General features: G+C 72.1%; 17 protein-coding genes. 9 read left to right on the top strand and 8 right to left on the bottom strand.

The features are described from left to right. Positions 1-6 precede the first annotated feature (6 nt). From O7626_RS11980 to O7626_RS11945, 8 genes are all read left to right on the top strand, one after another. Positions 7-348: a YciI family protein gene (locus O7626_RS11980; RefSeq protein ID WP_278061237.1), complete on the top strand. Its 342-nt coding sequence runs from the start codon at positions 7-9 to the stop codon at positions 346-348. Next, positions 345-1,538 (top strand): DUF6596 domain-containing protein, encoded by a 1,194-nt coding sequence (locus O7626_RS11975; RefSeq protein ID WP_278061236.1) that lies wholly within the window; start codon positions 345-347, stop codon positions 1,536-1,538. The genes O7626_RS11980 and O7626_RS11975 overlap by 4 nt, the downstream gene beginning before the upstream one ends. Positions 1,539-1,654: 116 nt before the next feature. Beyond that, positions 1,655-2,455, top strand: coding sequence for an FkbM family methyltransferase (locus tag O7626_RS11970; protein ID WP_278061235.1), 801 nt, complete (start codon positions 1,655-1,657; stop codon positions 2,453-2,455). Between the two features lie 88 nt (positions 2,456-2,543). Further along, positions 2,544-2,711: a hypothetical protein gene (locus tag O7626_RS11965; protein WP_278061234.1), complete on the top strand. Its 168-nt coding sequence runs from the start codon at positions 2,544-2,546 to the stop codon at positions 2,709-2,711. Further along, on the top strand, positions 2,708-3,346 hold the full coding sequence (locus O7626_RS11960) for a GNAT family N-acetyltransferase (RefSeq protein ID WP_278061233.1): 639 nt from the start codon (positions 2,708-2,710) through the stop codon (positions 3,344-3,346). The genes O7626_RS11965 and O7626_RS11960 overlap by 4 nt, the downstream gene beginning before the upstream one ends. A gap of 156 nt (positions 3,347-3,502) precedes the next feature. Then, on the top strand, positions 3,503-3,922 hold the full coding sequence (locus tag O7626_RS11955; protein WP_278061232.1) for a hypothetical protein: 420 nt from the start codon (positions 3,503-3,505) through the stop codon (positions 3,920-3,922). Between the two features lie 2 nt (positions 3,923-3,924). After that, positions 3,925-4,158 carry a helix-turn-helix transcriptional regulator gene (locus O7626_RS11950; RefSeq protein WP_347404777.1) on the top strand — a complete coding sequence of 78 codons (234 nt, stop codon included), beginning with the start codon at positions 3,925-3,927 and terminating at the stop codon, positions 4,156-4,158. After that, the gene (locus O7626_RS11945; RefSeq protein ID WP_278061231.1) at positions 4,155-5,150 is read left to right on the top strand and encodes an NAD(P)-dependent alcohol dehydrogenase; all 996 of its coding nucleotides are present in this window, start codon (positions 4,155-4,157) and stop codon (positions 5,148-5,150) included. Before O7626_RS11950 ends, O7626_RS11945 begins: the two co-directional genes overlap by 4 nt. On the opposite strand, the gene O7626_RS11940 is transcribed toward O7626_RS11945, so the two are convergent. The 8 genes from O7626_RS11940 to O7626_RS11905 form a co-directional block, all read right to left on the bottom strand. After that, a complete protein-coding gene (locus O7626_RS11940; protein ID WP_278061230.1) occupies positions 5,134-5,574 on the bottom strand; it encodes a hypothetical protein in 441 nt (146 codons plus the stop codon). The genes O7626_RS11945 and O7626_RS11940 overlap by 17 nt on opposite strands. A 274-nt stretch (positions 5,575-5,848) precedes the next feature. Beyond that, the gene (locus tag O7626_RS11935) at positions 5,849-7,168 is read right to left on the bottom strand and encodes an ABC transporter permease (RefSeq protein WP_278061229.1); all 1,320 of its coding nucleotides are present in this window, start codon (positions 7,166-7,168) and stop codon (positions 5,849-5,851) included. Then, positions 7,165-7,998: an ABC transporter ATP-binding protein gene (locus O7626_RS11930; RefSeq protein ID WP_278061228.1), complete on the bottom strand. Its 834-nt coding sequence runs from the start codon at positions 7,996-7,998 to the stop codon at positions 7,165-7,167. Before O7626_RS11930 ends, O7626_RS11935 begins: the two co-directional genes overlap by 4 nt. Continuing rightward, positions 7,995-9,002, bottom strand: a complete 1,008-nt coding sequence (locus O7626_RS11925; protein WP_278061227.1) for an efflux RND transporter periplasmic adaptor subunit — start codon at positions 9,000-9,002, stop codon at positions 7,995-7,997. The genes O7626_RS11930 and O7626_RS11925 overlap by 4 nt, the downstream gene beginning before the upstream one ends. A 321-nt stretch (positions 9,003-9,323) precedes the next feature. Further along, the gene (locus O7626_RS11920) at positions 9,324-11,003 is read right to left on the bottom strand and encodes a glycosyltransferase family 39 protein (protein ID WP_278061226.1); all 1,680 of its coding nucleotides are present in this window, start codon (positions 11,001-11,003) and stop codon (positions 9,324-9,326) included. A gap of 213 nt (positions 11,004-11,216) precedes the next feature. Beyond that, entirely contained in the window at positions 11,217-15,302 is a 4,086-nt protein-coding gene (locus O7626_RS11915) for a Pls/PosA family non-ribosomal peptide synthetase (RefSeq protein WP_278061225.1), read from the bottom strand. Next, the gene (gene ectB / locus O7626_RS11910) at positions 15,299-16,627 is read right to left on the bottom strand and encodes a diaminobutyrate--2-oxoglutarate transaminase (RefSeq protein ID WP_278061224.1); all 1,329 of its coding nucleotides are present in this window, start codon (positions 16,625-16,627) and stop codon (positions 15,299-15,301) included. Before ectB ends, O7626_RS11915 begins: the two co-directional genes overlap by 4 nt. A 309-nt stretch (positions 16,628-16,936) precedes the next feature. Continuing rightward, positions 16,937-19,192: a DUF6351 family protein gene (locus O7626_RS11905; protein WP_278061223.1), complete on the bottom strand. Its 2,256-nt coding sequence runs from the start codon at positions 19,190-19,192 to the stop codon at positions 16,937-16,939. Positions 19,193-19,397: 205 nt separating this feature from the next. On the opposite strand from O7626_RS11905, the gene O7626_RS11900 reads away from it, so the two are divergent. Beyond that, complete coding sequence (locus tag O7626_RS11900) at positions 19,398-20,735, top strand: cellulose binding domain-containing protein (RefSeq protein WP_278061222.1); 1,338 nt, start codon at positions 19,398-19,400, stop codon at positions 20,733-20,735. Positions 20,736-20,755 lie beyond the last annotated feature (20 nt).

Genomic DNA, 20,755 nt, shown 5'->3' with positions numbered 1-20,755 from the left:
CGGAAAGTGAAGTACGTGCTGATGTTCGTCGACACCGAGCAGTTCGCGGCTGAGCTGGCCGGGATGGACGAGGCCGAACGGGCGCGCGCGTTCGGGCGGGTCCAGCAGTGGTTCGAGGACCACAGCGACAAGATCCTCCACCACACTCACCTGATGCCGGCGGACACCGCGACCACCGTACGGCTGGAGGGCGGCGAACCGCTGGTCTCCGACGGCCCGTTCGTGGAGGGCAAGGAGATCATCAGCGGCTACGTCGAGATCGAGGTCGCGGATCTGGACGAGGCGGTGGGCATGGTCCGGAGCTGGCCGGCCTGTCCGGTGGTGGAGATCAGGCCGATCGCGGCATGACGGTTACCCACGGCGAGCTGGCCCGGGTGGTACGCGCCCACGCAGGCCAGCTCGCCGCGTCGCTGGTGCACCTGACCGGCGACTTCAGCACGGCCGAGGACCTGGTCCAGGACGCGGTCGAGGCGGCGCTGCGGCACTGGCCGGCCGAGGGGATCCCGGACCGGCCGGACGCCTGGCTCTACACCGTCGCCCGGCGCAGGGGCCTCGACGTACTGCGTCGGGACGCCCGGCACCGGGACAAACTCGCGCTGATCGTCTGGCCGACGCGGCCGGACCCCGGCGACCGGCTCCGGCTGATCTTCACCTGCTGCCATCCGGCCCTGCCCCGTACCGCACAGGTCGCGCTGACCCTGCGGGTGGTCTGCGGGCTGACCACCGCACAGATCGCCCGGGCCTTCCTCGTGCCGGAGAGCACGGTCGGCCAGCGGATCACCCGGGCGAAACGCAAGATCGCCGATGCCAGGATTCCGTACCGGATTCCCGCCGACGACGAACTCGGCGGCCGGCTCGCCGAGGTACTTGCCGTGATCTACCTGCTGTTCAACGAGGCGTACCTGCCGAGCACCGCCGGTCCGGCGCCGGACCGCGACCTGGCCGACGACGCCGAGTTCCTCGTCGCCACCCTGCACGCGCTGATGCCCGGCGAGCCGGAGGTGGCCGGGCTGCTCGCGCTGGTCCGACTGCACCGGGCCCGGACCGCCGCCCGGTTCGACGCGCACGGCGGCATCGTCCGGCTACCCGACCAGGACCGGAGCCGCTGGGACCGGGCGGCGATCGCGGACGCGACCCGGCTGCTCGCCGGCGCCGCCGCCCGGCGCCGGCCCGGGCCCTACCAGTTGCAGGCCGCGATCGTCGGCTGTCACGCCGAGGCCGCCTGCTGGGCGGAGACCGACTGGCCGCAGATCCTCGTCCTCTACGACATGCTGCTGCGGCTGGCCCCGTCACCGGTGATCCGCCTGCACCGGGCCGTCGCCAACCGCTACGTCGGCGGCGCCGCCGCCGCGCTCGCCGAGGTCGACGCCCTTGCGGGGGAACTGGACGGCTACCACCTGCTGCACGCCACCCGGGCCGAACTGCTGCGCGACCTGGGACGGCCGGACGAGGCGCACGCCGCCGACGGGCGTGCGCTGGCGCTGGCCGGCAATCCCGCCGAGCAGTCGTTGCTGCGCCAGCGCCTCAACTGGACCTGACCCGGTTACGGCCGGCCCGACCGGTGCCGGGTGCCGACCGGCCCGGTTCCACCCGCTCGCTTGCCGCCGTCGTCGTTCGACGGGTGGGGAACAATTGGCGCTGTTACGTTGAAAAGATGTTCACCCGGACCAGAGGTATCTTCCGGTCCCTGTTGCTCTACCACTGCCGACCGGCCACCCAGCGCCGGGCCGCACGGCTCTACGGACAGTTCCTGCACCCGGGAGACATCGGATTCGACATCGGCGCGCACGTGGGCGGCCGGGTACGCATCTGGCGCCGGCTCGGCGCCCGGGTCGTCGCCGTCGAACCGCAACCGGACTGCCTGCGCGTGCTGCGCTGGGCGTTCCGGCGGGACCGGAACGTCACGGTCGTGCCGGCGGCGCTCGGCGCCCGAGCTGGGCGGGCCACGATGGCGCTCTCCACCGCCACCCCGACGGTGTCCAGCATGTCGGCCGAGTGGATCCGCTCGGTGGCACAGGATCGCAGCTTCGCGCAGGTGAGGTGGGATCGTGCGGTCGAGGTGGAGGTGGCCACCCTCAACGACCTCATCGCGCTGCACGGCACGCCGGCGTTCTGCAAGATCGATGTCGAGGGCTTCGAGGTGGATGTCCTGGCCGGGCTCAGCCAGCCGGTGGCCGCGCTGTCGTTCGAGTACCTTCCGTCGGCACACGACGCCGCACTCACCGCACTCGACATCGTGGACCGCCTCGGCACGACGGCCGGCGGATACCGCTACAACTACTCGCCGATCGAGACCATGCGGTTCGCCAGCCCACGTTGGCTGGACGCCCCCGACCTGGTACGACTACTCGAACGGTTCCGCCCGCTGGGCCGCTCCGGTGACGTCTACGCCCGACTGCCCCGGACACCGGTCCAGCTGGCCCGGGTCGACCGGGACCGGCGCCCGCCGCACTGATCGGCGGTGGCACCGATCGCCGGTGGCACCACCGCAGCCGGAGCAGCAGACCCCGGCCCGTCGGCTCCGGCGGGTAGGCTACCGAGTCGTGGAAGCCTCGGACCGGGAGCGCCGGCACAGGGCGGCGGAGCTGTTCTGGACCGCCGGACGCCGGCCCGGCGCGGACGCCAGCCGCGAGGCGGTCGACGGTCGCGAGACGGACGGCAGCCGCGAGACGGTCGACGCGCCGGTCCGAGCCCACCGCCCGACCGCGTGACCCACGAGCGGTCCGGTGTACCCGTGCTGCGCCGATTGACCGGGACGGACGCGCTGGCGCTGCGCGACCGGCTGGTCGAGACGTACGCGGCGGTGTTCTGTGCGCCGCCGTGGAACGATCCGCCCGAGCGGGCCGCCCGGTTCGGTGAACTGCTGTCCGGCTGGGCCCGGATGCCCGGCTTCGTCGCCGTACTGGCCGAAGCCGACGGGACCGCCGAAGTCGGTGGAGCCTCGGAAGTCGGTGGGATGGCCGCAGTCGGTGGGATGGCCGAAGCCGGCGGGGCCACCGGATCCGGGGGTTACGGTGGGGCGGTTCGTGGATTCGCGCTCGGGTTGACCACGCCGGCCCCGTTCCCCACCGACCGCGCCTACGGGCAGGTGCGCCGCCTGCTCGGACCGGCGGCCGAGACGCTCCCCGGCTGGCTGGAGGTGGCCGAACTGGCGGTACGTCCGGCTGCCCGACGGTCGGGACTCGGTCGACGGCTGTTGGCCGCGCTGACCGGCGAGCGGCCGGCATGGCTGCTGACCGTCCCGCAGGTCGCCGGTACCACCGACTTCTACGACGCGGTGGGCTGGATCCGGCACGGCACCGGGTACGGCATCACGCTCTACACCAACCAGCCGCTGCCGCGCTGACACGTCGGCGTCACCGGACCGGCGTTCCCGAACCACCGGCGGCGCCGCCGCAGGCCATCCCACAGACCTCGCCCATGTCTAGAAAACTTGACATGATGTCTGGGCTTCTTTACTCTTCGAGATGTCAAAAATTCTTTACTCCTCGAAGGCGGCGACATGTCGTACGAAGAGAAGGGCACCTGGGTCGCCCTGGTGGTCGGCGTCACCGTCTACCTCGGCTATCTCGCGGTCGTCCTCGGTCGGCTGGCCGGCACACCCGCCGCCGCGGTGAGCTACGTGCCGGCGCTGCTGCTCGCCATCGGCGTCTCGATCGTCGCGTCGATCGTGGCCCGGATCGCGGTCGAGATCGCCCGCCCCAGCGACAGCCACTCCGGCGACGTGCGGGACAGGGAGATCCACTGGCTCGGTGACCGGATCGGGCAGCGAATGCTGATGACCGCCGCGCTCGCCGCGCTCGGCCTGGCGCTCTTCGAGGCCGCGTACTTCTGGATCGCGAACGTGCTCTATCTCGGATTCGTCGCCGCCTCGGTGCTCGGTTCCGTGGTCAAGCTCCGCGCCTATCGCAGGGGAATGTAGTCGTGGTCAAGCCGACCCGGGTGACGAACTCGATCCGCGCCCTCAGGTTCGCGGCCGGCGAGATGACGCAGGCCCAGCTCGCCGAGCGGATCGGGGTGACCCGCCAGACCATCATCGCGATCGAGCAGGGCCGCTACTCGCCGTCCCTGGAGATGGCGTTCCAGATCGCCCACGTCTTCGCCGTACCGATCGACGAAGTGTTCCACTATCCCGCCCCCGGAGGTGAGCAGTCGTGAGAGCAGCCGTCTACCGAAGCTACGGTCCACCCGACGTCGTCCGGATCGAGGAGGTTCCGACGCCGGTCCCCGGCGGCCAGGAGATCGTGGTCCGGGTGCACGCCGCGACCTTGGACGTCACCGACGCCACCGCCCGGTGCGGTTCACCGGGCTACTCGCGGCTCTTCTTCGGGCTGCGCCGGCCGAAGTGGACGGTGCTGGGCTCCGACTTCGCCGGAGTGGTCGAGGCGGTCGGCTCCGCCGTGACCCGGGTCCGGGTCGGCGACGAGGTCGTCGGGGTCACCGGGCCGGACTTCGGCGCGCACGCCGAGTACGTCCGGATCCACCAGGACGGCGCGCTCGCCCCCAAGCCGGCGAACCTCGACTTCGCCGAGGCGGTCGCCCTGGCCGACGCGACCGCGCTGGCGTTCCTGCGCGACCGGGCCCGGCTGCGTCCGGGCGAGTCGCTCCTGGTCAACGGCGCCTCCGGAGCCGTCGGAAGCGCCGCGGTGCAACTCGGCCGGCACTTCGGTGCCCGGGTCACCGGAGTGTGCAGCACCGCCCACCTCGAACTGGTACGCGAACTCGGCGCCGAGGAGGTGCTCGACTACACCACTGTGGACTTCACCCGTTCCGGCCGGCGCTACGACGTCGTCTTCGACGTGGCCGGCACGAGTTCGTTCGGGCGGTCCCGCCGGGTGCTCACCCCGACCGGCCGCTATCTCAGTCCGGTCCCGTCACCGGGCCTGCTGGTCCAGATGCCCTGGACGACGGCGTTCGGCCGGCGCAGGGCGATAGTGGCGTTCACCGGGCTGCGGAAGGCGGCGGAGAAGACCCGGGACCTGTTGTTCACCCGGGAGTTGGCGCAGGCCGGCACGCTCCGGCCGGTCATCGCCGCCCGCTATCCCCTGGAGCGGATCACCGAGGCGCACCAGCATCTCGACCGCGGCAAGTACGGCAACATCGTGGTCACCATGACCGGAGCCGGCACCGACACTACTCGTGCCGGCTGACTCCCTCGGAGTGCATGCCGGTCTCCTCCTGCAACGGGTTGTTGCGAAGGTCGTCGAGCGCGGTGTCGTCGGGGAAGTACCGGCGTCCCGACCCCGGATCGGGCGGTGCCCCCGGCCCCGCCTCCAGGGTCCGGGTCGGTTCGACCGACCCGAACCCGTGCTTGCCGCTGCCCTGCGCCCACGGCCCGGGCGGCTCGGCGTCGGCCCGGCGCTCGCCGCGCCGCGCGGGCGGCAGGCCAGCCTCCTCGCTTCCCTCGTCCAGCGGCGAGTCCCCGGCCGCGCCCCACGGCGCGTCCCGATCCTCGGTGCCGCCGGTGGTGCCCCACGGCTGGACCGACTGCGGACCACGGTCCGACCCGTCCGGTACCACCCGGTCGCCGCCCCCGTCGACCGCGCCGACCTGACCCTCCGGGTCCTGGTCCACCGGTCGCCTCTTCGCGCCCATAGCCACCGCCCTCGCTGACGAGTCCCCCCGACCGACCTTCCGGCCGGGCCCGATTCCGGCGCGGATGCGTTCCCCGCTCACCCGGAGACATGCGACCAGCCGGGCAAAGATCTCCGCCGACCGGGAGTGGATCTTCCAGCGTCCCGGCCAGGCGCGATGGCACGGTGTTCCGCGCCCGAGCGTCGCCGTGGGCGGCCCGACAGCGTCCGATCGCTTCGTAGCCGCCCGGCAGGGTCGGACGAAGGGTCTCCGGTCAGGCCCGCATGACGGTGGCGATCGGGATGCGGGCGGCCCGGACGGCCGGGATGAGTCCGCCGAGCAGCCCGGCCACCAGGCCGGCGACGACGCCCGCGACACCCGCCTGCCACGGGAACACCATGTCCGCCAGGAACGGCGCCCGGCCGGCGAGGAGTGTGCCGGCCGCGCTCAGGGCCAGCGCGGACGCCCCGATGGCGGCCGCGGCGGTGAGCAGACCGGTGAGCAGGGTCTCGGCCAGGACGATGCCGGCCAGCAGCAGTCGCGAGGTGCCGACCGCCCGGCGCAGCGCGAACTCCTCGACCCGCTCCCCCACGGTCGCCAGCCCGACGTTGAGGATGCCCGCCACCCCGATCAGCAGCACCAGGCTCGCCATGCCGAGGAAGATCCAGCGGATCAGCGCGAGGTCGCGGGCGATCTCCTTGCGGGCCTGGATCGTCTCGAAGTGGATCTGGTCGGCCGGTACCCCGGTCGCGGTGAGCCGGAGCACCAGCAGCCGTTCCAGCTCGCCGCTGCCCGGAGCCATCATCACCTGGAGTCCCGGACCGAACTCGCCGGTGCCGGTGGCCGGTGGCAGCCAGGTGGCCAGTTCGTCGGCGCGGGCGTAGGCGACCGGCTGCGGGTTGCCGTCGTCGACCACGCCGATGATCCGGGGCGTCGGGTTGGCGGTCGCGCCGTCGATGCGCATCTCGGCCGGTACCTGGTGCCGGCTGAAGCCCTTCGCCGCCTCCTCGTTGAGCACCAGCCCGGGTGCCAGGGACGGCGCCGAGGCGAAGTCCAGCCACCGCCCGGAGACCGGCCGGAACGGCTTGAACTGGCGGATGTCGCCGGTCAACGTGTTCAGGATCAGCTCGATCGCCTGGCCGGAAACCGGGGCGGCCGTGTCGCCGCCGGGTGACGTGGGCCGGCAGCCGTACTGGTCGCAGTACATCGGGCCGCCGGGACCGCCGTAGCCGCCAGGCTGGTCGAACGGTGCTCCGCCGGGGTTGACCGGGGCGACTCCCGGCTCGCCGACGATCGCCTGCCGGGTGGCGATCGCGACCGCGTCCGGCCGGTTGGCCAGGGTGTCGATGCTGGTCTGGACGCTCTGCGCGGTTCCCGGCAGGTACGCCTGGCGGGTGCCGTCCTTGCCCACCTGTAGCGCGAGGTTCTCCAACTGGGCCCGTTCGAGGGTCTCGGCGCCGGCCTGCACCACCACCACGGCCAGTACGCCGAGGAAGAGGCTCACCATCGACAGGAAGGTACGCATCTTCCGGGCCCGGATGCCCTGCAGGCCGATGATCGTCGCGGACCGGAACCTGCCGGAGAGCCGGATCACCGGACCTTCCCTTCCTGGCCGGCGTACGGCGCACTGACCGACCCGCTCCCGGCCGGCACGTCCACCGGCCCGGCAGCCCCGGCCGGCACCGGTGCGGAGGAGCCGGTCGGGGCGGCCTCCGGCGTCCACGCCTCGTCCGGATCGGTCGTGGCGGCGGGCCGCAGCAATCCGTCGCTGAGCCGCAGCACCCGGCTCATCTTGTTGGCATGGTCCCAGTCGTGGGTGACCAGGATCAGCCCACAGCCCCGGTCGGTGGCCGAGCGCATCACCTCGATCACCAGGTTGCCGGTCTCGGTGTCCAGCGCGCCGGTCGGCTCGTCGGCGAGCAGCAGGCGGGGTTCCCGGACCAGGGCGCGGGCGACGGCCACCCGCTGCTGTTCACCGCCGGAGAGCCGGGCCGGACGGTGCTTCGCCAGGTGCGCGATGCCGACCTGGTCGAGGGCGGCCATGGTGCGGGCCCGGCGCTTGCGGCGCGGCAGCCAGCCCTGCCCGTTGACCAGCGCCATCGCCACGTTCTGCGCGGCCGTGAGATGCCCCAGCAGGAAGAACCGCTGGAACACGAAGCCGAACTCGGCGCTGCGCAGGGCCGCCGCCCGGCGCTCGGGCAGCCGGCTGATGTCCCGGCCGCCGAGCAGATAGCGACCGCCGTCCGGCCGGTCGAAGAGGCCGATCAGGCTGAGCAGGGTGCTCTTGCCCGAGCCGGACCGACCGACGATCGCCACACTCTCTCCACCGTCGACGGTCAGGTCGACGCCGTCGAGGATCGTCCGTGGCGCGCGCTGGCCCTTCAGCGTCTTGGTGATGCCGTCCAGTTCCAGCAGCGCCGTCATTTCCCGCCCATCGGGTCGGCGGGGCCGCCGGGCTGTGCCGGCTTGGCCGGCGGCAGGTTGGGGCCGGGGACGGCGACCGTCTCGTCCCCGGTCAGTCCTGACTTGATCTGCACGACCTTGCCGTCGCTGAGCCCGAGCACCACGTCCCGGGTCTCCCGGGTGCCGTCCGGGCCGACCACGTCCACCTTGCCGCTGCCCTGCCCGCCGGCGACGGCCTCGACCGGGAGCACCAGCGCGTTCTTCGCCCGGGCGGTCACCACCTCCAGGGTGGCGACGGCACCGTTGATCAGTTTGACGTTCGACGGCGCCGCGCAGACCAGTCGCATGCCGGTCGGCTCGGACGGTTCGACCGGCCGCCCCGGGTCCGGTCGCGGTGGGGCAGGTGGTGCCCCCGGGCCGGCGGACGGGTCGGTCGACGGCTCCGGGGCCGGCGGGTCCGGGATCGTGCCGGCCGGCAGCGCGGCGATGGTGCCGAGAACCTTGCAGGCGAACGGACCGGGCCCGTTCTTGATCTGGGCCTGCACGGTGGCCACCGAGTCGGAGATCTGGTACGCCTGAGCGCCGTCGATCTCCGCGACCAGTCCGTAGCCGATTCGTTTCGCCGACACCACCGGCATCCCCACCGCGACGTTGGACCGGTCGTCCAGGAGTCGACCGGCGAAGACGGCTCCGGCCGGGACGTCGACCCGGTGCGACCTGCCCTTGGCCCAGATGCTCGCCACCCGGGTCGGCTTGGTCGGCGTGCTCCTCGGCTGCTCGACGTCGCGATAACGGATCTGGCCGGTGACCGGGGCGACCACTCCGAAGACGGGATTGATGGTGACCTTGCCGGAGAGGCTGACCCGATTGTCGAGGTTCTGCCGAGCCGGCTTGGCGGTGGTCAGGGTGGTGCCCCGGGCCGCGAGGCCGGGAGTCTCGGCCTCCGGCTCGGACGCCGTGCACGCGGTGGCCGCACCGACGAGCAACACGAGCACACCCGAACGCAGCAGTAATCGCCTTCGCACCGGCACCCCTCACGCAGATCTGGACGACATCTGACAAGACGCGGTTTGCCGGTCGTCGGTTGCGTACGAACGGGAAGTTGTCGCGACGAGCGCCGGCAGCGGGCGGCGGTACGGTCGTCCTGCGCACCGCTACCGCCGTATCAAACCAGAACGAACTCACCGGCATTGTCCCGTCCCGACCGGGAACGGCCCCACAACCGGGGAGTCGGTGCACCGGGATCGGAGGCCGGTCGGCAAACCCGCGCTGCCGGCCCGAACCGGTCCGACCCGCCGGCAAGCTCCGCGCTGCCGGTCCGGGCGGATTCGGCGCCGGGCGGACGTTCAGTCGAAGTGCCGGACCTTCGGCCACAGCTCGGCCCAGGTCAGCCGGCGGTCACGGCAGACCACGATCGGCACGCCCTGTTCCTCGTTGTCGACCCCGACCCCGTTGTCCAGCCGTCCGGCGAGCCGGCAGGTGCCGAAGTACCGCCGGAGTTCACCCTCCTCGCCCACCCCGACTCCGACCAGCACGGTCGCCGACTCCGGTGGCGGGCCGTAGTAGCCGAGCTCGTTGTGTCCACTGTAGATGGCGGGGAGCCGGTCGGCGCCGAGCCGGGTGAGCGCACCCGCCTCGCCGTAGTTGGCGGTCAACACGACCGCCACGGCCCGGTCGGCGGGCGGCAGGGCGTCGTACGCCCGGACCACCTGGTCGACGTAGCGGGGCCAGCCGACCGAGTCGGCGGCGGTGATGTTGATCCCAGGCACCGGGGTGGCACCGAGCGCCCCCACCGGCAGCAGCGGCAGCGCGATCACCGCGCTCGACACCGCGTTGAGCAGGTACGCCGTACCGACCACGAGCTTGCGGGTCCGCTGCCGTCCCCGGCCCAGCCAGTCGGCCAGCACCACACACCCGGCGGCGAAGAGCGCGCCGAGCAGCCCGTACGGGTAGTACGGCTGGCCGCCCGACACCAGCACCAGTACGCAGACCACCAGGTAGGCCACGGCGACTGCGCGTACCGGTCGCCACGGTGGGCGGCGCAGCAGTCCGACCAGCCCGGCCAGCCAGACAGCCGCCAGCGGGGGGCCGATCAGCAGGAACTGGAACGGCACGAAGGTGCTCCGCGATTCGGCGCCCTTGTCCTCGGCAATCGCCGCCGCCATATCCGCCTGCGGCAGTTCGTGGCTGAGCTGGTAGACGAGGTTCGGTGCACCGACCAGCAGGGCCAGCCCGACGCCCGCCCAGAGCCAGCGGTCGAGCAGTACCCGGCGCGGGCCGACAGCCAGCAACCCGGCGCCGAGCCCGACCAGCAGCAGCACCACGAGCAGTTTGTTGTAGAGGCCGATCCCGAGCACCGCCCCGGCCAGCAGCCACCAGCGCGGCTGGTGCCGCAGCAGCGCCCGGCTGACACAGAGGACGATGCCGAGCCAGACCACCATGTCGAAACCGGCGGTCAGCAGTACGTGTCCGAAGATCAGCGTGGCCCCGCCGGTGCCCAGACCGGCCGCGGCCAGGGTCTGCGCGAGCGCGCCGCCGCCGAGTTCCCGGGCGAGCAGGGCCGCCAGCAGCAGCGCGGCCAGTACCCCGAGGGTGGCCGGCACCCGCAGCCCCCAGAGCGAGCCGCCGGAGAGAGTGTCGGCCAGCCGGGCGATCGCCGGGGTCAGCGGCGGCTGGTCCCGGTAGCCCCAGTCGGGTTGGAGCATCAGGAAGTACAGCTCGTCGCGGTGGTAGCCGTAACCGCCGTTGGTGGCCAGCAGCACGGCGGCGACCAGGCCGGCGACGACGCCGAGCGGACGCCACGCGACCGGGGCGAGGGCGACCCGCCCACCGCCGCCGGTCCCGCCCGCCCCCGTCGCACTCGTGCCAGCCGAGTCCGTGCCGGGCGAGTCCGTGCCACCCGAGTCCGTGCCACCCGAGTCCGGGCCGGGCGCGTTCGCTCCGTGCGGAGCCGCTCCGGGTACGTCCGTGGCGTTCGGGTCCGGCGACCCGACGGTCGCGGCGGGTCCGACGGCGTGCTCGGTCATGGAATGGCCCTCCCCCTGACGGCGACGGCACCGGCCGTCCGTAACCCGGGGCCTCTCGCCGATGCCTAACGGTTAGAGCTTAACCGTTAGGCATCGGCTGTCAACGCTCTCCGCGAGCAGTCCCGCGAGCAGTGGCCGGGCCGGCACCGTCCGAACTGCACGGCGCGAGTCCCGCGACGATCCCGCCGACACCTGGCGGGCCGGGTCGCGCGGCTATCCCGCCGGCACCTGGCGGGCCGGGTTGCCCCGCCAGACGGTGCCGGACGGCAGGCTGCTGCCCTTCATCACGAACGAGTCCGGCGCCACCAGCACCCCGTCGGCCAGCTCCACGCCGTAGTGCACCAGGGCACCCGTGCCGACCGAGCAGCCGCTACCGAGCCGGATCCGATCCGTCTTGAACGACCCGTCCTCCAGCGAGTGGGAGTGCAGCGTCGACCCCTCGCTCAGGGTGCAGTGGTCGCCGATCTCCACCAGGGTCCGCTCCGGCATCCCGCAGCCGTCGTCGAAGACCCGCCGGCCGACCCGTACACCGTGCAGGCGCAGCAACATCGGCTTGAGCGGGGTGCCGTTGAACAGGCCGAGATGCCCGACCCCGGTGAGCTTCCAGTACCGCTCGTGCCGCCAGTACCGGGGGTCGTAGATCGAGCAGTGCAGCGGGCGCAGCCGGCGGAAACCGAGGCAGAGCCAGTCCACCAGCACCGAGTAGCCGACGATCGTCAGCACGGCGAGGACGATTCCGGCACTGAACGTCCAGAGGTTCGGCCGGGCACCGTCGTGGATGCCCTCCACCCGTACCACGATCTGGATGGCGAGGTGGAAGAGCAGCCAGCCGCTGAGCAGGTACCAGCCCATGGTGCAGACGTTCGATCGGTTCTTCCGGGCCAGCCGGCGGCGGAACTCGTCCCCGCTCCGGTACGCGTCGAAGGCGGTGTCCCGGCGTACCGAGCGGGGGATCTCGAACGGCGGCGACCCCAGCAACCCGACGCCGGAGCGGACCGGGCCGTCGATCGGCACCATCACCTTCGTCGCCAGCAGGCAGTCGTCGCCCACCCGGGCGCCGGCCGGGAAGATGATCCGGTTGCCGAGGAAGTTCTCCGCGTTGATGGTGACCTGGGACAGCGCAAACGAGCTGGGCGAGTAGCGGGCGTTGCCCATCGACAGCCCGTCGGAGACCAGCACCCCGCCGCGTACCTCGCAGAGAAAGGGCGTGTCGTGCTTCTGCCCGCAGCCGAAGTTCGAGCCGGTCTGCCGTACCTGCCGGAATCGCCAGCCGACCGCCCGGAGATAGCCGACCACGTACGAGCTGTCTCCGAAGAGGAGGTTGAAGAACGGCACGTTACTGAACCGGGAGACGGTCTGGTAGCAGATCCACCGCCAGCCGTAGAGCGGGTAGACCCGGTCGGCGGTGAGGAAGAGGTTCGCCAGCCGGGGCACCGCCAGCACCAACAGGGCAGCGAGCAGGAATCCGCCGAGATACATCAGCGTCGACCCGGGGACCGTGCTGACGTCCAGCGCGAAGGCGAGCGCGGCGAGTACGACGAGTAGCTGGGTGTCCAGCACGACCCGGCCGGCGAGCTGGACGACGCCGTAGGCACCCCGGCGGGCTGCCGAGCAGCGTCGGGGCTCCGGGGCCGGATTGCCGCTGCCGCCGGGTACCGCCGGTGAGCCGTGGAAGCGCGCTCCGGCCGGTACGACCTGCCCGGCGCGCGGCGACGAGGCGTGCCCGAGGTGCGCGCCGTCGCCGAGTACGGTGTCGAGGTCGAGCACGCAGCCCTCGCCCACGTTCGCGTTCCGGCCCAGCCGGACCGGGCCGGTGGTGATCCAGCCGGCCTCGGCCCGGTAACCGGAGAAGCTCACCCCCTTGCCGACGACGGTCCCGGCACCGATCTCGACCAGGTCGGTGCAGACCGGCACCGAGCGGGACAGCACCAGCGCACCCGGGCCGACCTTCGCGCCCAGCGCCCGCAGGTAGAGGTTGTAGACCGGCGATCCGGCGAAGAGGACCAGCGGATTGGCCCGGATCATCCGCTTCACCACCCAGAACCGGAGGTAGCGCAACCCCCAGATCGGAAAGGTGCCGGCCCGCCACCGCCCGACGAGCAGCCACTTCAGCGCCACCGGCAGCACCGCCAGGGCCACGAACCAGGCCACCCCGAAGCCCAGCGAGCGCAGCGCGAATCCGGCCGCACCGCTGCCGTCGGTGATCCAGTTGTAGCCGGTGAGTACCACCGCGGCGAGCAGCACGACGTACCCCAGGCCGAAGAGGGTCTGGAACACCGCGCAGCCGTACCATTCGAGATCGCTCGGGACGCGGTGGGCCGGACGCGCCGGTTCGGGCGGTGCCGGCGGGACTTCCGCCGCGACGACGACCGCGAGGGCACGCACGGTCGGATGCAGGTACACGTCCTTTATCGACACGTCGACGCGCAGCCGTTCGCGCAGCCGGGCGCAGTACCGGGACATCACCAGCGAGTCGGCGCCGAGGTCGGTGAAGAAGTCGTCCCGGACCGAAACCCGGTCCACCCGCAGCAGGTCGGCGAGGAGGTCCGCCAGCGCCGACTCGGTCTTGCCGACCGGTGCGACCAGCGGCGTGGTCGGCAGCGTGCGTGGCCCGGACGGCGCCGGCAGCCGCTTGCGGTCCACCTTGTCGCTGGGCAGCGTCGGCAGCTCCGGCAACTCCTCCAGGTATGCCGGCACCATGTAGCCGGGCAGCCGGCCGCGCAGCGCGGCCAGTGCCGCCGCCGGATCCAGCGCGTCCGCGCCACCCCGGCGGGTGTAGAAGGCGGCGAGCTCGACCACACCGGGCTCCGGCTGGTACGTCGTCACCGCCGCCTGGGCCACCTCCGGCAGCCGCAGCAGCACCGACTCGATCTCGGTCAGCTCGATCCGGTAGCCCCGCACCTTCACCTGGCTGTCGATCCGGCCCAGGTATTCGAGCTGTCCGTCCGGGGTGATCCGGCCCAGGTCCCCGGTCCGGTAGATCCGTCCCGACGGGTTGTCCGGGATGCCGACGGTGTCCGGGACGAACGCCCGGGCGGTCAGGTCGGGCCGGTTGACGTACCCCGGGGAGAGGCCGATCCCGGCGACCCCGATCTCGCCGGTCGCGCCGACCGGCAGCAGCCGCTGCGCGGAATCCAGGATCACCACCGAGTACGTCGGCAGCGGCACCCCGATCGTCACCGGCCGGCCCGGCTCCAGCCGGCTCCAGGTGGCGGTGACCGAGGTCTCGGTCGGTCCGTAGACGTTCAGCAGCGTACGTCCCGGCCGGTGCCACCGGTCCACCAACCGTGCCGGGCACGCCTCGCCGGAGACCAGCACGAACCGCAGCTGCGGCAGCTCCTCCTCGATCGTGGCCAGCAGCGTCGGCACGCAACAGAGCGCGGTGACCCGGTTGCGGGCGAGGAAGTCGGCCAGGTCGCTGCCGACCAGCGCCCCGGGGGCGGTGCTGGGCACCAGCGTCGCGCCGGCGACCAGCGGCACCCAGATCTCCTCGACCGAGAAGTCGAAGGCGATCGTCATCCCCTGGTAGACGCGGTCCTCCGGACGCAGCCCGTAACACTCCACGGCCACCCGGACGAAGTTGCAGATGTTCGCCTGGTCGATGGCGACGCCCTTGGGCCGGCCGGTACTGCCGGAGGTGTAGATCAGGTAGGCCAGGTCGCGCCCGCCGGGCCCCGGATCGTCCGGATCGAGTTCGTCCCGCCCGACCTCGCCCCGCCGGAGTTCGTGCGGCCCGATGCGGTGGCACGGGTAGTGGTCGAGGTCCGGGGAGGTGTCGAGCAGGATCACCGTGCCGGGGAGGCCGTCGAGCCGGTCGGCCAGGCTGCCGAGCGTGACGACGGTTTCGACACCTGCGTCGGAGAGTACGAAGCCGATCCGATCCGCCGGGAAACCGGCGTCCACGGGGACGTACACGGCATGGATCTTGGAAACCGCGAGCATGGCCAGATAGGCGGAGGCCGACCGGTCGAGCAGCAGCCCGACCCGGTCCCCCGGGCGTACGCCACGGGCCCGGAGCAGCCGGGCGAACTGGTTGGCCCGGGCGTCCAGTTCGGCGAAGGTCAGCCTGCGCTCGCCGTCGTCCACGGCCAGGTGCCCCGGGTCGCCCTCGGCGGCGAACCGGTCGCACCGCTGCTCGAAGAGATGGTGCAGGCGCTCACCCGGCCGCCAGCGAACCCGGTTGTCCGCGCCCTGTGCCGTCAGCACCGGACCGGGGCGGTCGGGGCGGATGTCCGGGGTCGGGGTACGGGGCGCGACCGTGGCCGCCTCCCGGGGTGTCACCGGGGCCGGCCCCGTCACGCGGGCACCAGGCCGGAAGAGCCGCGCAGGTCCCGCTCCGGTCCGACGTCCGGCCGCCGGTCGACACCCCGGGCCGCCGCCAGCAGGATGTCGAGACCGTGCCGGAGCTGCTCGTCCTCGGTGGTCAACGGCGCCAGCACCTTCACCACCTGGTCGTACGGACCGGCGGTCTCCAGCATCAGACCCTCGGCGAAACAGCGCCGGGTGATGGTGGCGGCCAGCTCCCCGGAGCCGACGTCGACGCCGCGCATCATCCCGCGTCCCTTCGGCACCGCGCCCGGCACCGAGTCGGCCACCTCGGCCAGCCCGCGTGCGAGCAGGTCGGCCCGGCGGGCTACGTCGGCGGTGAAGTCGGCGTCGGCCCAGAACTTCGTCAGCGCCACCCCGGCGGTGACGAAGGCGTGCACGTTGCCCCGGAACGTGCCGTTGTGCTCGCCTGGCTGCCAGACGTCGTACTCGGGGCGGATCAGCAGCAGCGCCATCGGCAGGCCGTACCCGGAGATCGACTTCGAGAGTACGACCAGGTCCGGAACGATCCCGTACGGCTCGAAGCTGAAGAACGTGCCGGTACGCCCGCAGCCCGCCTGCACGTCGTCGACGATCAGCAGTGCGCCGCTGTCCCGGGCCAGCTCGGCGATCCGCCGCAGCCAGGCGGCCGAGGCGACGTTGAGGCCGCCCTCGCCCTGCACGGTCTCCAGCATGATCGCGGCGGGCGCGTCCAGTCCGCTGGACGGATCCCGCAGCATCCGCTCCAGCAGGTCGGCGGTGTCGACACCGGCTCCCTGGTATCCGTCGTACGGCATCCGGGTCACCCCGGACAGCGGCAGCTGCGGACCGACCCGGTGGTGCCGGTTCCCGGTCGCCGCGAGCGCGCCCAGCGAGACGCCGTGGAAGCCGTTGGTGAAGGCGACGACGTTGCTCCGACCGGTCACCTTGCGGGCCAGCTTGAGGGCCGCCTCGACGGCGTTCGCCCCGGTCGGCCCGGTGAACTGCACCCGGTAGTCGAGCCGGCGGGGCAGCAGCACCAGCGACTCGAACGCGGCGAGGAACTCGCTCTTGGCCGAGCTGGACAGGTCGAGGCTGTGCGCGAGTCCGCACTGTTCCAGATGGGCGATCAGCGCCGCCCGCATGTCGGGGTCGTTGTGCCCGTAGTTCAGCGATCCCGCACCGGCGACGAAATCGAGGTACTCGCGACCGGTGACGTCCCGGACCACGCTTCCTTCCGCCGTTTCGAATACACAGTCGAATCGACGGCAGTAGCTCCGTACCGCCGATTCCCTACGTTCGAAAATACGACTCTCGTCCGCGCCCGCCGCTCCGCGCACCTGTCATCGCTCCTTCCGGGGCTCTGCCCGTTCCACCTGGTCGACCGCAGCCGTCGACCAGGTCCTGGAGTGTGGGATGTCAGTAGGTCCAACCGGTGAATGCGGTCCGGGTTGCGGCAGCACAAGACGGCGAAGTCAATCGGTAGGATTACCGACTGAACGCTTGCATTCCGGTCGGGTCAGCGCCCTGTTATGTGAATTCCGCTCCGCGGACACAATCGCGTGCCGGTCACCCGGCACGGCCGGTCGGACGGCGGCGGACCGCGGTCGGCGCAGGCCGCCGCGTCGTCGGCGAGCGGCAGCCGCGGGTCAGCGGTAGTCGCAGACCCCGGTGGGGAAGATCTGTTCGAGGCGGCGCCGCTCGGCGTCGGTCGGGCGCCACGAGCCGTAGAGCCCCCGGGCGATCGCCGACCGGACCGGCTGCCGGGCACAGGCGTAGACGCCGCCCTCGATCGGTCCGCCGGCGACGGTCCGGGAGGTGCCGTAGAGCGGGAACTGCCGGGTGCAGGCGCCGGCCGGCCGGTTGTCGAGGATGCCGTCCCAGACGTGCTCACCCCGAGCGATCTCGGTGCCGGCGGTGCTGAAGCAGCGGTCCACGGCCAGTGCCGGCTTGTTGCCCGGCACGCCCTTCCACGGGCGGGCCCGGAGGTTGGCCATCCAGTCGTCGATCACCGCCAGCGCCTCGGGTGTCTGGTCGAACGCCTCCGCCGGCCGCGCGTCGGTGAACCAGATGACCTGGTTGCCGGCGTCCCGGTCGTGGTCGCGCATCCGCTGCCGGGACGCGAACGACTGGTGCGCGTTGTGCATGTCCAGTTGCTCTTCGAGGTAGTGCCGCCAGTCGACGATCGGGATGTCGATGTCGCCGGTGAAGACGATTCCGGCGGCGTACGCGGCCCGGATCGCCTGCCGGTCACCCGTGGTACGCGGCGCGGGTGTCCGCCCGCCGTCCGGGGAGAGTCGCATGTTCCGGGACGACCAGGGGTCGAACTGCGCCGGGTCGGCACAGGCCGCCTGGGTGAACGGGCAGCCCTCCTGCACCATCTCCGGCTGCGGCTTCCACGAGCCGACCCGGGCGTTCAGGTCGAGGAACTCGGCCGGGGTGATCCGACCCGAGGTCACCGCCGAGAGCCCGTACTGCACGCCGACGTTGTCCCAGGTGGACCGGGCGTACCCGTCCGGACCGGTGCCGTAGACGTTTACCAGGTCACCCCAGTGCGACCACTGCACCGTCTCCGTCACGCCCGGCGGGTCCATCTGCGCCCAGAGCGGGTCGCCGGGGAACCAGCGCGGGTTGAGCGCCAGCGGGGTCAGACCGCGCCAGCCCTCGACGCACTCGGTGGAGCCGGGCGCACCGCCGAGGTACGGGTTCGGCACCGTCGCGCTGGCGTTCATGCCGATCAGCCAGGTCCGGTTCTCCCAGTCGCGCCACTTCGGGTTCGCCCGGTCGGTGACGTCCATGTAGTACTCCAGCAACTCGCAGTCGCCGACGTGGATCGTCTGGGTGGCCATGTCCGGGTAGGAGTACTGCGGGATGGCGGCGTCGATCACCCGGTTGCCGTGGTTCTGGCCGTAGACGTACTGCTGGATGCCGCCGCCGGAGCCGCCGACCCCGACGGTGTAGAGCGGGACGCCGTACTCCTCGACGAAGTGTTCCCTGAGCATCAGCGCGGTCTCGCCGCCGAGGACCAGGTTGTAGTGGGTGGCGGTCCGGGTGCCGGTGGAGTAGAGCACGGCGTAGCCGAGCGAGAGCGCCTCGTGGTAGAGGTGCCCGCCGGGCAGCCGCCCCTGGTCGTGGCCGATCGCCACCCCGCCGTCGAAGCGGTAGACGGCCCGCCGGTTCCAGTGCCCGTCCAGGACGGCGACGGAGTAGACGAAGCGGTTGATGGTGCCGCGTTCCCGGCGTACCACGTAGTCGACGGTCCGGCCGTCCAGGGTGCGGGTGGTGGTCAGGTCGGCCGGTCGGGTGCCGTCGGCGGGCATCGGCTTGAAGGTCCCGTCGGCGGCCCGGTAGAGCCGGTCGGTGACGGTCGGGGCGGCACAGTCCCGGCTCCAGCCGACGACCGCGCCGTCCGGGCCGGGCACCCGCATCCCCTGCCCGTCCCGGTTGTCCACCAGCGGGACGCCGAGGCCGTTCTGCTGGGTACGGCAGAGGAACGGGTACTGTCGCGGCCCGGAGAAGATCGGGCCCGAGCCGTGGTCGCGGACGACGAGGGTCGCGGTACGGGCCCGCCGGGCACTCGCCCGGAGCAGGTTGTCCCCGACCTGGAGCCCGTCGACCACGCCCCGCAGCGACCGGCCGTCGACCCGGAACGCCCGGGTGACGTCGGTGCCGTCGCGGGTGACCCGGACCGAGCGCGGGTCGATCCGGCCGGTGAGTGCCACCCGGACCAGCGCGTCCCCGCCGCTGACCTGGTCGGCCCGGCTGGAGAGCACCTCGATGCCGAGCCGCTGCCCGGTCGCGCCGGTCCCGGCCGTCGCCGGTGTCGCCGGACCGAGGACGAGCACGACGCCCAGGGCGAGACCGGTGGTACGCGTACGGCGGGCGAGGAACCTGCGCAGAGACATCGGTCGCTCCGTCTTCTCCCGCACCAGCCCCGGCCGGTGCCGAGCATCGACGATGTCACGAGGGTCGCTCACTTGTCGAGATCAGGTCGCGGTACGGCTCCAGGTCAGGCCGCGGTGCGACCCAGTTGTTAGACATTCCATTGACGGTCGTCACGAATCCTTCTACATTTGCAGTGACTACCATCGATCTATTGAGGTGCTTGTGATGAGGAGAGCAGGTCACAGACGTCGCCCGACGATCCTGGTGCTGACCGGCGCCGCGACCGCCATGGGCGCGATGCTGGTGGCGACCGCGCTGCCGTCCGGCGCGGCCCCGTCGCCAGCCGCGGGGACAGCCGCCTCGGGGGCCGGCGTCGGCGTGCTGGCCGCGAGCGCGGGATGCGGTAAGGCGCCGACGCTGGCCAACGGCACACACTCGATCCAGAGTGGCGGGAGGACCCGCACCTTCGTGCTGAGGCGTCCCGACAACTACGACAACAACCGCCCCTACCGGCTGGTCTTCGGGTTCCACTGGCTCAACGGCAACGCCCACTCGGTGGTCAGCGGGAACTACTACGGGCTGCTGCCGCTGTCGAACAACAGCACGATCTTCGTCGCGCCCGAGGGCCTCAACGCCGGCTGGGCCAACTCCGGCGGCGAGGACGTCACCTTCACCGACAACATGATCCAGACGATCACCAACGCCCTCTGCGTCGACACCCAGCAGCTGTACTCGCTGGGGTTCAGCTACGGCGGCGGCATGAGCTACGCGCTGGCCTGTGCCCGCTCGACCGTCTTCCGGGCGGTCGCCATCTACTCCGGTGGCGTGATCAGCGGCTGCAACGGCGGCACCCAGCCCATCGCGTACCTCCAGGCGCACGGCCTCGGTGACAACGTACTCGGCATCTCCGGTGCGCGGTCGATGCGCGACAGGTTCGTCGCGAACAACCGCTGCAACTCGGCGAGCCCGCCCGAGCCGGCCCAGGGCAGCGGCAGGCACACCGAGTTCCACTACTCGGGCTGCGCGGCGGGATACCCGGTCGCCTGGTACGCCTTCGACGGCGGCCACACCCCCACCCCGCAGGACTCCGGCACCAACGCGTACTGGCTCCCGCAGGAGACCTGGGAGTTCTTCACGCAGTTCCAGAGCAACCCGACACCCGGCCCGACCAACCCGACGCCGGGCCCCACCACCCCGACGCCGGGACCGACCACGCCGGGACCGACCACGCCGCCGCCGTCCTCCGGCGCGTGCCGGGTCACCAGCACCGTGAACGCGTGGAACACCGGCCTGACCGAGAGCATCACCATCACCAACACCGGTACGAGCGCGGTCAACGGCTGGTCCCTGGTCTTCACCCTGCCGGGCGGCCAGACCATCACCTCGGGCTGGAACGCCAGCTACTCGCCGGCCTCCGGGCAGGTGACGGCGAGGAACGCCTCCTACAACGCCGCCATCGCGCCGAACGCCTCGGTGAGCATCGGATTCCAGGCCACCCACACCGGTAACACCGCCAGGCCGAGTTCGTTCACCCTGAACGGCGCAGCCTGCACCCTCGCCTGATTCCGGCGAGCGGCTGGGGT

The organism is Micromonospora sp. WMMD1102 (assembly GCF_029626265.1).
Lineage (GTDB): Bacteria > Actinomycetota > Actinomycetes > Mycobacteriales > Micromonosporaceae > Plantactinospora.
Note: the sequence above shows the minus strand (reverse complement) of the source record. Positions and strands in the feature narration are given on the sequence as shown.

What these genes read in the sequence shown, in the direction of transcription:
- O7626_RS11975 (WP_278061236.1), top strand. Translation starts at nt 345, where the DNA reads ATGACGGTTACCCACGGCGAGCTGGCCCGGGTGGTACGCGCCCACGCA.
- O7626_RS11970 (WP_278061235.1), top strand. Translation starts at nt 1,655, where the DNA reads ATGTTCACCCGGACCAGAGGTATCTTCCGGTCCCTGTTGCTCTACCAC.
- O7626_RS11955 (WP_278061232.1), top strand. Translation starts at nt 3,503, where the DNA reads ATGTCGTACGAAGAGAAGGGCACCTGGGTCGCCCTGGTGGTCGGCGTC.
- O7626_RS11930 (WP_278061228.1), bottom strand. Translation starts at nt 7,998, where the DNA reads ATGACGGCGCTGCTGGAACTGGACGGCATCACCAAGACGCTGAAGGGC.
- O7626_RS11920 (WP_278061226.1), bottom strand. Translation starts at nt 11,003, where the DNA reads ATGACCGAGCACGCCGTCGGACCCGCCGCGACCGTCGGGTCGCCGGAC.
- O7626_RS11905 (WP_278061223.1), bottom strand. Translation starts at nt 19,192, where the DNA reads ATGTCTCTGCGCAGGTTCCTCGCCCGCCGTACGCGTACCACCGGTCTC.
- O7626_RS11900 (WP_278061222.1), top strand. Translation starts at nt 19,398, where the DNA reads ATGAGGAGAGCAGGTCACAGACGTCGCCCGACGATCCTGGTGCTGACC.